Annotated in this window: 10 protein-coding genes; all 10 read right to left on the minus strand. The window is 62.4% G+C overall.

The annotated features are described in order from the left end of the window. Window positions 1–55: 55 nt before the first annotated feature. The 10 genes from LOY31_RS02000 to LOY31_RS02045 all read right to left on the minus strand — a co-directional run bounded on the left by LOY31_RS02000 (window position 56) and on the right by LOY31_RS02045 (window position 12,992). A complete protein-coding gene (locus tag LOY31_RS02000; protein WP_007952414.1) occupies window positions 56–676 on the minus strand; it encodes a TetR/AcrR family transcriptional regulator in 621 nt (206 codons plus the stop codon). 28 nt (window positions 677–704) lie between these two features. Beyond that, complete coding sequence (gene phaC, locus LOY31_RS02005) at window positions 705–2,387, minus strand: class II poly(R)-hydroxyalkanoic acid synthase (protein ID WP_258712760.1); 1,683 nt, start codon at window positions 2,385–2,387, stop codon at window positions 705–707. 151 nt (window positions 2,388–2,538) lie between these two features. Continuing rightward, window positions 2,539–3,393 (minus strand): poly(3-hydroxyalkanoate) depolymerase, encoded by an 855-nt coding sequence (phaZ, locus tag LOY31_RS02010; RefSeq protein ID WP_007952412.1) that lies wholly within the window; start codon window positions 3,391–3,393, stop codon window positions 2,539–2,541. A gap of 140 nt (window positions 3,394–3,533) precedes the next feature. After that, window positions 3,534–5,213, minus strand: coding sequence for a class II poly(R)-hydroxyalkanoic acid synthase (phaC, locus tag LOY31_RS02015; protein WP_039772445.1), 1,680 nt, complete (start codon window positions 5,211–5,213; stop codon window positions 3,534–3,536). A gap of 258 nt (window positions 5,214–5,471) precedes the next feature. Continuing rightward, window positions 5,472–5,849, minus strand: coding sequence for a gamma-butyrobetaine hydroxylase-like domain-containing protein (locus tag LOY31_RS02020; protein ID WP_011332068.1), 378 nt, complete (start codon window positions 5,847–5,849; stop codon window positions 5,472–5,474). A 76-nt stretch (window positions 5,850–5,925) separates the two neighbouring features. Further along, window positions 5,926–7,263: an ATP-dependent protease ATPase subunit HslU gene (hslU, locus tag LOY31_RS02025; protein ID WP_007952406.1), complete on the minus strand. Its 1,338-nt coding sequence runs from the start codon at window positions 7,261–7,263 to the stop codon at window positions 5,926–5,928. A 55-nt stretch (window positions 7,264–7,318) separates the two neighbouring features. Continuing rightward, the gene (gene hslV, locus LOY31_RS02030) at window positions 7,319–7,849 is read right to left on the minus strand and encodes an ATP-dependent protease subunit HslV (protein ID WP_003196958.1); all 531 of its coding nucleotides are present in this window, start codon (window positions 7,847–7,849) and stop codon (window positions 7,319–7,321) included. A gap of 258 nt (window positions 7,850–8,107) precedes the next feature. Beyond that, the gene (locus tag LOY31_RS02035) at window positions 8,108–8,824 is read right to left on the minus strand and encodes an SPOR domain-containing protein (protein ID WP_011332070.1); all 717 of its coding nucleotides are present in this window, start codon (window positions 8,822–8,824) and stop codon (window positions 8,108–8,110) included. Between the two features lies 1 nt (window position 8,825). Beyond that, a complete protein-coding gene (gene argS, locus LOY31_RS02040; RefSeq protein WP_007952402.1) occupies window positions 8,826–10,562 on the minus strand; it encodes an arginine--tRNA ligase in 1,737 nt (578 codons plus the stop codon). Window positions 10,563–10,772: 210 nt separating this feature from the next. After that, window positions 10,773–12,992 carry a primosomal protein N' gene (locus LOY31_RS02045; protein ID WP_192563210.1) on the minus strand — a complete coding sequence of 740 codons (2,220 nt, stop codon included), beginning with the start codon at window positions 12,990–12,992 and terminating at the stop codon, window positions 10,773–10,775. Window positions 12,993–13,148: the final 156 nt, after the last annotated feature.

Below are 13,148 nucleotides of genomic sequence, written 5' to 3' on the forward strand. Positions count from 1 at the left end.
GAAAACGCCCGGCCTGTGAAGGTCGGGCGTTTTTGTTTGGGTAAAAGCCGTCGGATTACTCGTGATCTTCGAGATACTGCAAAGCCATCCTCTCCGTCGCCACCTTCACCGGCGGCAACAGGTGCGGTGCCACCAGCATCATGATCTGGTACACCACCAGCCGCACTTCCCCTTCGCGATCAAGAATCCGCTGATAGTCCAGCGAGAACAGCAACGTCATGGTGATCTGCTCCACCAGTTGCCCCAGCGCCTGGGTGTCGCTGACCAACTGCCCCGACGCCTTCAGCCGCGCCAGCAATGATGCCAGCGTGCGCTTGAGCACGTTGAGGAACTGGCGAATGCCCTTGGCCAGTTTCGGCAGGCGTCCGGCCAGGTTCGACAGGTCCTGGAACAGGAAGCGGTACTGCGCCAGCCGTTCGACGATCAGGTGCAGGAACAGCCAGTAATCCTCCGGCGCCAGTTCGACATCGGCGGGCGGGTCGAGCAGCGGGGCGAGGTCGTTCTGGAAGCGCTCGAACAGGCCGAGAATCAGCGGTTCCTTGCCGTGGAAGTGGTAGTAGAGGTTGCCGGGGCTGATCCCCATTTCATTGGCAACCTCCATGGTGGAGACGTTCGGCTCGCCCTTTTCATTGAACAACTGCAGGGCACATTCGAGGATCCGTTCGCTTGTTTTCATCCAGTCTTCTTAAAAGGGCTTGAGTCAGTCAGCGCACACGCACATAGGTGCCGGGTGCCGCTTCCATCGGTGGATAATTGGCGTTGCCGAGGGTCATCTGGGTTTCGCGCAGGGTGCCGGAGCGCTGCTGCACCCACTCCAGCCACTGCGGCCACCAACTGCCGTCGACTTTCTTGGCGTCGTAGTACCAGGCGCGCGGATCGCCGCTGAGCTTTCCGTTCTCGACGTAATTGGCTTTCGGGTTGCCCGGCGGGTTGAGGATGCTCTGCACGTGGCCGCTGTTGGACAACACGAAGCGCCGCTCACCGCCCAGCAACAGCGTCGAGCGATACACCGCGTCCCACGGCGTGATGTGGTCGTTCATGCCGGCCACGCTGAAGCTGTCGACCGTGACCTTCTGCAGATCGATCGGCGTGCCGCACACTTCCAGGCCACCCGGATGGGTCAACGGGTTGTGCTTGAAGAAGTCCAGAATGTCGCCATGAAACGCGGCGGGCAGGCGGGTGCTGTCGTTGTTCCAGTAGAGGATGTCGAACGCCGGCGGCTCCTTGCCCAGCAGGTAGTTATTGACGAAATAACTCCAGATCAAATCGTTGGGGCGCATCCAGGCGAACACCTTGGCCATGTCGCGACCCTCCAGCACGCCTTTCTGATAGGAGCGCCGCTTGGCCGCTTCGAGCGTTTGCTCATCGGCGAACAGGGTGGCCGGGGTGTTCATTTCACTGTCGAGCAGGCTCACCAGATAGGTAGCGCTGGAGACCCGCCGCAACTGCCGCTTGGCCTGCAGATGCCCTTGCAGCGCCGCGATGGTCAGCCCGCCGGCGCAGGCGCCCATCAGGTTGACCTCGCGGGCGCCGGTGATCGCCCGGCAGATGTTCATCGCTTCTTCCACGGCTTCGACGTAGGTCGACAGGCCCCATTCGCGATGCCGCACATCCGGGTTGCGCCAGCTGATCATGAAGGTCTGCAAGCCGTTCTTCAGGGCGAACTGGACGAAGCTGTTGCTCGGGCTGAGGTCGAAAATGTAGTACTTGTTGATTTGCGGCGGCACCACCAGCAGCGGTTTCGAATACTGTTTTTCGCTCATCGGCCGGTACTGGATCAGCTCGAGCATTTCGTTGCGAAACACCACCGAGCCGGTGGTGGTGGCGACGGTCTTGCCGACTTCGAAAGCCTGTTTGGTCACCTGGCGTGGCAGGCCGTCGTTGTGCAGCAGGTCATCGAACAGATGGCTCAGCCCGCGCACCAGACTGTGGCCGCCGGAGTTGAACAGTTCCTTGACCGCCAGCGGATTAAGCAGGGTGTTGGAGGGCGCCACGGCGTCGTTGAGCAGGGTGAAGGCGAAGTGCGCGCGGGCGCGGTCGTCGTCGCTCATGCTGCTCTCGTCGATCCAGCTCTTGACCTGTTTCTGCCAGGCCAGATAAGCCTGCAGGCTGCGCCGGTAGAACGGGTTCAGGCTCCACGCCGGATCAGCGAAGCGACTGTCCTGTGGGTTGGTCGGGTGCAGGGTTTCGCCGAGCAGCACGCGTCCGAGCGCGCCTCCCAGCTTCAAGGCGTGTTTTGCACTGTGGATCGGATTGCGCAGCCCGTGGGTCGCGACGTTGCGCAAGGTCGAGATCAGGTCCCGGCCGCGCAGACCGGTCATGGCACTCTGTGCATTGATGAACACGGCGGGGCTGGGCACGACGCCCGTCGCTGGTTTGTCACGCATGACTCAACACTCCTTCGTCTTCAGGCCAAAAACAAACACACCGAACCAGAACACCATAGACGCTGTTGCGGGTTGTTGCCTGCGTGGCGTCCTGCCACGCACCTGTGCGGACACGTTGCAAAACGCTGTCCAGAAATCCGTGCCGGGGCGGTTATCCGCCCAGCGGTGTCGGGTGCGGATGCATCACCGCACGCTGACGTTCCTCCTGGAGGAATTTCATGATGATCGGCGCCACCGCCTCGGCCCGGGTAATCAGGAACAGATGCCCGTCGTCGATGATGTGCAGCTGCGCGTTGGGGATTCGCCAGGCGAGCATGCGCATGTTGATCAGCGGGATCAGCGGATCGTCATCACCGGCCAGCACCAGCGTCGGCTGATGGATCTTGTGCAGCCAGTGAATACTGGTCCAGCCCAGGCCCGCGAACAGTTGCCAGTAGTAGCCGAGCTTGCCCGCCGAACGCACCTTGGCCGCATGGCTGGCGGCGAGTGTCGGGTCGCGGCGGAACGAGCCGCCGTAGATCATCGGGGCGATGCGAATCACATGGGACGGCTGGATGTAGCGCCGTGGGCTGGCCATCATCCACAGCACCTTCGGCTTGCCCGGCACCATCACCGCACCGGCAGCGGTCGCCGCCAGCACCAGCTTCTTGCAGCGCTCGGGATAGTCGTAGGCGAACTGTTGCGCCAGTGCGCCACCCCAGGACACGCCGATCACGTTGACCTGTCCGTAGTCGAGGTAATCGAGCATCCGCGCGGTAAGCTTCGCCAGTCCCGGAAAGCGATACGGTCGGCTCGGCGTCGAGGAACCACCGACACCGGGCACGTCGAAGGCGATCACTTCCAGGTCCGGATCCAGCGCCGCGACAAAAGGAAACACCAGCTCCAGGTTGGCGCCGATGCCGTTGAATATCAGCAAGGGCGTCAAGTGAGGCTTGCCGGGGCGGACCGCCGTGCGGATGGTCTGGCCATCCAGCTCGACAGTTCGAAAGATGAACGGGTGCGGCATGCTTCAAGGCCCTGTGGGTGAAATCTCTATCTCATCTTTAACTGTGGGAGCGAGCTTGCTCGCGAAAGCGGCGAATCAGTCGACTTCAATGTTGAATGTCAGTCCGCCTTCGCGAGCAAGCTCGCTCCCACAGATGTCGGTTACCGCTCGTGAACGTAAGTGCCCGGTGAGGCTTCACCTGCCGGATACGCCTTGTTGCCCAGCTTGGTCGGCGCCTTTTTCAGTTCGCCCGACCGCGCAGCCTGCCACGCCTGCCAGTACAGCCACCAGGAGTCGGCGTGCTTGGTCGAGTTTTCCTGCCAGTCATCGGCATTGGCGGTCATTTCGTCGCTGGTCATGTAGCGCGATTTCGGGTTGCCCGGCGGGTTCAGAATGCTCTGGATATGCCCGCTGCTGGACAGCACGAATTCCACCTTGCCGCCAAACAGCTGCGCCGACTTGTAGCAGGACTTCCACGGGGTGATGTGGTCGTTGGTGCCGGCCAGCGAGAAGATGTCGGCGGTCACCTGCTTGAGGTCGATCGGCGTGCCGCACACTTCCAGTGCATTGGGGCGGATCAGTGGGTTGTTTTTGAACATCTCGATCAGGTCGCCGTGGAACGCGGCCGGCAGTCGAGTCGTATCGTTGTTCCAGAACAGGATGTCGAACACCGGCGGCTCGTTGCCGAGCAGGTAGTTGTTGACCCAGTAGTTCCAGATCAGATCGTTGGGGCGCATCCAGGCGAAGACCTTGGCCATGTCTTTGCCTTCGAGCACGCCGGCCTGATACGAATGGCGCTTGGCGGTCTCCAGGGTCTGCTCGTCGACGAAGAGCGCGACGTCGCTGTCCAGCGTTGTATCGAGCACGCTGACCAGCAGGGTCAGGGCGTTCACCTTGTTCTCGCCGATTGCCGCGTAGTGACCGAGCAGGGCGGTGCAGGTGATGCCGCCGGAGCAGGCGCCAAGCATGTTGACGTCCTTGCTGCCGGTGATCGCGGTGACCACGTCGACCGCTTCCTTCAGGGCTTCGATGTAGGTCGAGAGGCCCCACTCGCGCTGTTCCTTGGTCGGGTTGCGCCAGCTGACGATGAAGGTCTGCACATTGTTGCGCAGGCAGAAGCGCGCCAGGCTCTTGTCCGGGCTCAGGTCGAATACATAGAACTTGTTGATTTGCGGCGGCACCACCAGCAGCGGGCGCTCGTGCACTTGCTCGGTGATCGGCTTGTACTGGATCAGCTCCAGCACGTCGTTGCGAAACACCACTGCGCCTTCGGTCACGCCCAGGCTCTTGCCGACCTCGAACGCGCCCATGTTGACCTGGCTCGGCATGCCGCCGTTGTGTACCAGATCCTTGGCCAGGTGCGAGAGGCCGTCGAGCAGGCTCTTGCCACCGGTCTCGAAGAAGCGTTTGACCGCCGCCGGGTTGGCCGCCGTGTTGGTCGGCGCCATGGCCTCGGTCATCAGGTTGATCACGAAGTGGCCGCGCGCGATGTCCTTGGGCGAGAGACTGCTGTCGTCGATCCAGGCATGGAGTTCCTTGCGCCACGCCAGATAGGTCTGCAGATAACGTTTGTACAGCGGGTTCTGACTCCACGCCGGATCGACGAAGCGACGGTCATCGCCCGCCGGTTGCAGGTCGGATTTGCCGAACAGCACGTTCTTCAGTTCGAGGCCGAACTGGGTGACGTGTTTGACACTATGGATCGGTTGTTTGATGGCCTGGGTCAGCACCATTCGAGCAGAGGCCAGCAGATCCTTTCCGCGAAGCCCAACGACAGGATTCAGCCCCAGGGTGTTCTCCGAGGCCTGGTACTTCAAATCATCGTTATTCTTGTTACTCATCTACGACGCTCCATTGTCCTGAGACGAGTACCCGGTTTTCTGCTGTGCAGTTCCACAGCCAATGCCAGGTACTACTGCTCGGGTGACCGTTGATTCTGCATAGCTGCTTTACAGTCGTAGAGCACTGCAGGGAACTTGCCAGTTCCATTGGTTACCCGAGATTGATTTTTTTCGCAAGCAGCCGATCCCGGGCCGCTTTAGCGGAGCATTCAAACAGATGAATCTAGAAAATGCCCTCTAAACAGTCCGAGGCGCGGACTAGAGCATCAGCTTGACGACGGACTGGTCCGGGTCGCGGGTTTTGCCGGCGGCTTTGAGCTCGGCCAGATAATCCGCCCAGAGTGCGTCATGACGTCGCCCCAGTTCGTACAGATAATCCCAGGTGAACAGTCCGCTGTCGTGACCGTCATCGAAGGTCAGTTTCAGTGCGTACTGACCGGCCGGTTCTACCTTGGTCAGGCCGACGTGCAGCTTGCCGAATTGCAGGATCGGTTTGCCGTGGCCCTGGACCTCGGCGGAGGGGGAATGCACGCGCAGGAATTCGGCGGGCAGGGTGTATTCCTCGCCGGACGCGTATTTGAGCGACAGGGTTTTCGAGGCTTTGTGCAGTTTGATGTCGGTGGGGAGTTGGGTCATTGCCGGCGTTCCGTCAGGTGAAAAAAATTGTGGGAGCCGATGGCTCCCACAGTTTCACGACCACTGTAAGTATGGCTTACAGGATATAACGGGACAGGTCTTCGTTCTGCGCCAATTCGCCCAGGTGGCTGTTGACGTATTCGGCGTCGATCTGGATCGCCTTGTCATCGTGGGCGCTGGCCAGATCGCCGGCACTGAACGACACCTCTTCCAGCAGACGCTCGAGCAGCGTGTGCAGGCGACGGGCACCGATGTTCTCGGTCTTCTCGTTGACCTGCCAGGCGATTTCCGCCAGACGCTTGATGCCTTCCGGCTGGAACTGGATGTTCAGGCCTTCGGTTTTCAGCAGTGCGCAGTATTGCTCGGTGAGCGAGGCGTGCGGTTCGCTGAGGATGCGTTCGAAGTCTTGCGGGCTCAGGGCCTTGAGTTCGACGCGGATCGGCAGACGGCCTTGCAGCTCCGGTACCAGATCGCTCGGCTTGCTCAGGTGGAACGCACCGGAGGCGATGAACAGGATGTGGTCGGTCTTGACCATGCCCAGCTTGGTGTTGACGGTGCAGCCTTCGATCAGCGGCAGCAGGTCACGTTGCACGCCCTCGCGGGACACATCGGCGCCGCCGACATTGCCGCGCTTGGCGACCTTGTCGATTTCGTCGATGAACACGATGCCGTGCTGCTCGACCGCTTCCAGAGCCTTGGCCTTCAACTCTTCTTCATTGACCAGGCGACCGGCTTCTTCGTCGCGTACCAGCTTCAGCGCTTCCTTGACCTTGAGCTTGCGGGCCTTCTTCTTGCCCTTGCCCATGTTGGCGAACAGGTTCTGCAACTGGTTGGTCATTTCTTCCATGCCCGGAGGCGTGGCGATCTCGATGCCGGCCATTTCGGCGACTTCGATCTCGATTTCCTTGTCGTCCAGCTGACCTTCGCGCAGGCGCTTGCGGAACAGTTGGCGAGTGTTGGAATCCTGGGTCGGCGCTTCTTCGTTGCTGAAGCCCATGCGTGCCGGTGGCAGCAGGGCGTCGAGGATACGGTCCTCGGCGGCGTCTTCGGCACGGTGACGAACGCGGGTCATTTCCTGCTCGCGCAGCATCTTGATCGCGGCATCGGCCAGATCACGGATGATCGATTCGACGTCACGGCCGACGTAGCCGACTTCGGTGAACTTGGTCGCTTCGACCTTGATGAACGGCGCGTTGGCCAGTTTGGCCAGGCGACGGGCGATCTCGGTTTTACCGACACCGGTCGGGCCGATCATCAGGATGTTCTTCGGGGTCACTTCAACGCGCAGCTCTTCAGGCAGCTGCATACGGCGCCAGCGGTTGCGCAGGGCAATCGCGACGGCTCGCTTGGCATCGTCCTGGCCGATGATGTGGCGGTTGAGTTCATGGACGATTTCGCGGGGAGTCATGGACATAATAATTGACGGTCCTCAAGCAGAAACAAGCCGTGGCACAGGGGCCGCGTCAGGCTTATTCAGCGAGATCCTGCTCCTCAATGGTCTGGGTGTGGTTGGTGAATACACAGATGTCGCCGGCGATGCCGAGAGCGGTCTCGACGATTTCGCGGGCCGACAGGTCGGTCTTCTTCAGCAGGGCGCTGGCGGCGGCTTGCGCATAGGCGCCACCGGAACCCATGGCGATCAGGCCGTCTTCGGGTTCGACCACGTCACCGTTGCCGGTGATGATCAGGGATGCGTCCTTGTTGGCGACCGCGAGCATCGCTTCGAGGCGGCTCAGGGAACGGTCGGTGCGCCATTCTTTGGCGAGTTCGACGGCGGCGCGAACCAGGTGGCCCTGGTGCTTTTCAAGCTGGCCTTCGAAACGTTCGAACAGGGTGAAGGCGTCGGCGGTGGCACCGGCGAAACCGGCGATGACTTCGCCGTGGTACAGGCGACGAACTTTCTTCGCGTTGCCTTTCATCACGGTGTTGCCGAGAGAAACCTGGCCGTCGCCGCCCATGACGACTTTGCCGTGGCGGCGGACTGAAACGATGGTGGTCAAGGGAAGAGTCTCCACACTGCGGGGCGAAAATGCCTTATGCCCATTCATATGGGGGTGGTGGAGAGGATTTCAACTGCGGGGCGGGAGAGGGGACGAGCGGTGCTTTGTACATGATCGTTCCCACGCAGAACGACATGATCGTTCCCACGCTCCGCGTGGGAATGCCTCAATGGACGCTCCGCGTCCCTGCGGCAAGGGACGCGGAGCGTCCCGGGCTGCATTCCCACGCAGAGCGTGGGAACGATCGGTGGGGAGGTATCAGCGGCTCTGGCGTTGTTGTAACAACAGGTTGCTGAAGCCCGCGCCCGCCAGTTGTTTCTGGGCGGTGGTCAGCTGTTCGCGGTTGCTGAACGGGCCGACCAGTACGCGATACCAGGTTTCATCCTTGACCGTCCCGGACTCAACCGCGACCGCCTGGCCGAGCAGAATGATCTGCGCGCGCACCTTGTCGGCATCCGTCTCTTTGCGGAACGAGCCGGCCTGCAGGAAGAACTTGGTCACCGGTGCAGCCTTGGTCACCGGCGGTGCTGGCGGCGGGGTGATCCCGGCCAGTGCAGCCTGTGCACGCGCTGTGTCGATCTTCGCCGCTTCGGCCGGGGTCACCGGCGTGGTCGGGATGGCCGGCACCTGTGGCGTCGGCAGGGTTTTCTCCGGCACGGCGTCCGGCGGCACGATCACTTCCGATTCCGGCAGCAGGGTGTAGAAGTCGTACTTCGGCTTCACCGGTTGCGTCGGGCTCGGCGGGGTCTTGTTGGCCTCGGCGATCTTGGTGGCTTTCTGTTGTTGCTGTTGCTCGATCTTCTCGCGCTTGACCGTGTCGCTGCCCTTGCCCGGCTCCAGTTTCATCAGAAACACGATGAACGCGCCGACCGTCAGGCCGATGGCCATCCACAGCCAGCCCGGAATCGGCTGCTTCGCTGGAGCTTGGTAACGGCTGGCGCCACGCTTGGGTGCAGGTTTTTTCTTGGCAGCCAACTTACATGCGCTCCAGGGTTTCCAGGCCGAGCAGTTCCAGGCCTTGCTTGAGGGTACGGCCGGTCAGCGCGGCAAGGCGCAGACGGCTTTGCATTTGTGCCGGGGTCTCTGCGGCGAGGATCGGGCAGTTCTCGTAGAAGCTGGAGAACAAGCCGGCGACCTCGTACAGGTAGGTGCACAGGGTGTGTGGCGTGCCTTTTTCCGCAACGTTGTTCAGCACTTCGCCGAACTGCGCCAGTTTGGCTGCCAGGTCGTGTTCCTGCGGCGCTTCGAGGACGATCTGGCCGTCGACTTCGCTGTAATCCTTGTCCAGTTTGCGGAACACGCCGGCCACGCGGGTGTAGGCGTACAGCAGGTATGGCGCGGTGTTGCCTTCGAGGTTGAGCATCTGGTCGAAGTTGAAGCTGTAGTCGCTGGTGCGGTGCTTCGACAGGTCGGCGTACTTCACCGCGCCGATGCCCACAACTTTGGCGATCGCGCGCAGTTCGTCTTCGGCCAGGGTCGGGTTCTTTTCCTTCACCAGGCTGTAGGCACGTTCCTGCGCTTCGGTCAGCAGGTCGATCAGCTTCACGGTGCCGCCATCACGGGTCTTGAACGGACGGCCGTCGGCGCCGTTCATGGTGCCGAAGCCCATGTGCTCCATTTCCATCGGATGGGTCACGAAACCGGCCTTGCGCGCCACGGCGAACACTTGCTGGAAGTGCAGGGCCTGGCGCTGGTCGACGAAGTACAGCGCACGGTCGGCCTTCAGCTTGCCGCTGCGATAACGCACGGCCGCCAGGTCGGTGGTGGCGTACAGGTAACCGCCGTCAGCCTTGACGATGATCACCGGCAGCGGCTCGCCTTCGGCGTTCTTGAATTCGTCGAGGAACACGCACTGGGCGCCGTTGCTTTCGACCAGCATGCCGGCGGCTTTCAGGTCGTTGACCACGTTGATCAGGTCGTCGTTGTAGGCGCTTTCGCCCATCACGTCGGCCATGGTCAGTTTGACGTTGAGCAGTTCGTAGATCTTCTGGCAGTGCGACAGCGAGATGTCCTTGAACTTGGTCCACAGCGCCAGGCATTCAGCGTCGCCGGCCTGCAACTTGACCACCAGGCCACGGGCGCGGTCGGCGAATTCCGGAGATTCGTCGAAGCGTTGCTTGGCGGCGCGGTAGAAGTTTTCCAGGTCCGACAGCTCGTCGCTGGTGATCGGGTTTTCCTGCAGGTACGCCATCAGCATGCCGAACTGGGTGCCCCAGTCGCCGACGTGGTTCTGACGGATCACTGTATCGCCGAGGAATTCGAGCACACGGGCCACGCCGTCGCCGATGATGGTCGAGCGCAAATGGCCGACGTGCATCTCTTTGGCCAGGTTCGGTGCCGACAGGTCGACCACGGTGCGTTGCGCCGGGCCGGCCTTGCGCACGCCAACGTGAGCGTCGGCCAGTGCGGCGTCGAGGCGCGAGGCCAGCGCCTGAGTGTTCTGGAAGAAGTTGATGAAGCCTGGGCCGGCGATTTCGGCCTTGGTGACGTTCTCGTCAGCCGGCAGGGCGGCGATGATTTTTTCCGCCAGATCGCGCGGTTTCATGCCCGCAGGCTTGGCCAGCATCATCGCGATGTTGCTGGCGAAGTCGCCGTGGGTCTTGTCCCGGGCGTTTTCCACCTGGATCGCCGGCGTCAGGCCTTCAGGCAACACACCTTCGTTGACGAGTTGGGTGAGGGCTTGTTGGATCAGCTGGCGAATGGTGTCTTTCATGGTCTTCTCTTTCGACCGCAAGCGCGGCGGCGCATCGATGCGCGGGTGGAAAAACTGGGCATTATCCGTTGCGAAGACGGGCTTGCCAACCTTAGCAGGCAGGATGTGGATGTGTGGTGACAAATAGACTGCTTTCGCGAGCAGGCTCGCTCCCACCCTGGAATACATTTCCCTGTGGGAGCGAGCTTGCTCGCGAAGGCGAGCGTCAGATCAATACAAGTCGACGGGATCGACATCCAGCGACCAGCGCACCGCGCGGCCGCTTGGCATCTGCTCCAGCACCAGCAGCCAGCTCGCCAGCAATCGGTGCAGCGGCGCCCGGGCCGTGGCTTGCAACAGCAGTTGCGCGCGGAAGCGCCCGGCCCGGCGTTCCATTGGCGCCGGCACCGGTCCCAGCAGTTCAATGCCGGTCAGATTCTGTTCGGCCAGCAAGCGCTCGGCCTCGCTGCACGCCTCATCAAGAAAGCCTTCGGCCTGCCCCGGCTTGTGCGCTTCGGCGCGCAGCAGGGCGAGGTGGGAAAACGGCGGCAGTCCGGCGGCGCGGCGTTCGCTCAGGGCCTGTTCGGCGAAGGCGAAGTAACCCTGCTCGGTCAGTTGCACCAATAAAGGATGGTCGGCCAGATGCGTCTGGATGATCACCTTGCCCGGTTCTTCCGCCCGCCCGGCCCGGCCGGCGACCTGCACGATCAACTGCGCCATGCGCTCGCTGGCGCGGAAGTCGCCGGAAAACAGCCCGCCGTCGGCATCGAGGATGGATACCAGCGTCACCCGAGGGAAGTGGTGCCCCTTGGCCAACATCTGGGTGCCGACCAGAATGCACGGCTGGCCTTTCTGGATCGTGGCGAACAGCTGGTTCATCGCGTCCTTGCGCGACGTGCTGTCACGGTCGACGCGCAGCACCGGATAGTCCGGGAACAGAATCGCCAGCCGTTCCTCGGCCCGCTCGGTACCGGCGCCCACGGGGCGCAGATCGACCTTGTTGCACTTCGGGCATTGGCGGGGTACGCGCTCGACGTAACCGCAGTGGTGGCAGCGCAGTTCGCCGTAGCGCTGGTGCACGGTCATCCGCGCATCGCAGCGCTGGCACTCGGACATCCAGCCGCAATCGTGGCAAAGCAGAGTCGGGGCAAACCCCCGGCGGTTGAGGAACACCAATACCTGCTGGCCGGCGGCGAGGGTCTGGCCGATGGCTTGCTGCATCGGTCCGGAAATGCCGCTGTCCAGTGGACGACTTTTCACATCCAGACGCAGGAAGCGTGGCTGTTTGGCGCCGCCGGCACGTTCGTTCAGGCGTAGGAGTCCGTACCGACCGGTGTAGGCGTTGTGCAGGCTTTCCAGTGATGGGGTCGCGGAGCCGAGCACGATCGGGATGTTTTCCTGCCGCGCGCGCACCAGCGCCAGATCCCGCGCGTGGTAGCGCAGGCCTTCCTGCTGTTTATAGGAGCCGTCGTGTTCTTCGTCGATGATGATCAGCCCCGGATTTTTCATCGGGGTGAACAGCGCCGAGCGGGTGCCGATAATAATGTCGGCCTCGCCGTCACGGGCGGCGAGCCAGGCGTCCAGACGATCACGGTCATTGACCGCCGAGTGCAGCAGGGCGATGCGTGCATTGAAGCGTTGTTCGAACCGCGCGAGGGTCTGCGGGCCGAGGTTGATCTCCGGGATCAGCACCAGCGCCTGTTTGCCGGCCTCGAGGGTTTCGCGGATCAGCTGCAAATAGACTTCGGTCTTGCCGCTGCCGGTGACCCCGGCCAGCAGGAACGCGTGATAACTGTCGAACCCGGCGCGAATTGCCTCATACGCGGCGCGCTGTTCGCTGTTGAGCGGCAGCTCCGGCTGGGCCAGCCAGTGTTCATGGCGCGCGCCGGGGGCGTGGCGGCGCACTTCGACTTGCACCAGGTCCTTGGCCAGCAGCAGATCGAGGCTGTCCTTGCTCAGCATCAGTTTGCTCAGCAACTGATGGGCGACGCCGTGGGGATGTTGGGCCAGCGTCGCCAGGGCTTCACGCTGGCGCGGGGCGCGGGCGATGCGCGGGTCATCGAGGCTGGCGCCGGGAGCGGCGGACCAGAAGCGTTCCTGCCGAACCTCGGCCAGTTCGCCCTGGCGCAACAGCACCGGCAACGCCCAGCTCAGGGTGTCGCCGAGGCTGTGCTGATAATACTGCGCCGTCCACAGACACAGCTTGAACAGCGCCGGCGGCAGTGGTGCGGTGGCGTCGAGCAGGGCCAGCGCCGGTTTGAGCTTTTCCACCGGCACTTCGCTGGTGTCAGTGACTTCCACCAGAATCCCGATCATCTCCCGCCGGCCGAACGGCACCCGCAGGCGCATGCCCGGTTGCAACTGCGAACGCAGCACGCCGGCCGGGGCCCGATAGTCGAACAGGCGGCGCAGGGGCGAAGGCAGGGCGAGGCGCAGAATGGCGTCGGGCACGCGGGATCTCGATAAGAAGCTAACAAGCAGCGGGGATGAGGTTTGGGCCGGGAGCCTAGCAGACGGTCGGTCTCAGCGACAGCTTGCGTGATCGGGATTGTCTGGTAGAATCCGCGGCCTAATTACGTGCGGTATTCAACAATCGTGTTGGATGGC

This window comes from Pseudomonas sp. B21-021 (assembly GCF_024749205.1).
GTDB classification, from domain to species: Bacteria; Pseudomonadota; Gammaproteobacteria; order Pseudomonadales; family Pseudomonadaceae; genus Aquipseudomonas; species Aquipseudomonas paraglycinae.

What these genes read in the sequence shown, in the direction of transcription:
- LOY31_RS02000 (WP_007952414.1), bottom strand. Translation starts at nt 676, where the DNA reads ATGAAAACAAGCGAACGGATCCTCGAATGTGCCCTGCAGTTGTTCAAT.
- phaC (WP_258712760.1), bottom strand. Translation starts at nt 2,387, where the DNA reads ATGCGTGACAAACCAGCGACGGGCGTCGTGCCCAGCCCCGCCGTGTTC.
- phaZ (WP_007952412.1), bottom strand. Translation starts at nt 3,393, where the DNA reads ATGCCGCACCCGTTCATCTTTCGAACTGTCGAGCTGGATGGCCAGACC.
- phaC (WP_039772445.1), bottom strand. Translation starts at nt 5,213, where the DNA reads ATGAGTAACAAGAATAACGATGATTTGAAGTACCAGGCCTCGGAGAAC.
- LOY31_RS02020 (WP_011332068.1), bottom strand. Translation starts at nt 5,849, where the DNA reads ATGACCCAACTCCCCACCGACATCAAACTGCACAAAGCCTCGAAAACC.
- hslU (WP_007952406.1), bottom strand. Translation starts at nt 7,263, where the DNA reads ATGTCCATGACTCCCCGCGAAATCGTCCATGAACTCAACCGCCACATC.
- argS (WP_007952402.1), bottom strand. Translation starts at nt 10,562, where the DNA reads ATGAAAGACACCATTCGCCAGCTGATCCAACAAGCCCTCACCCAACTC.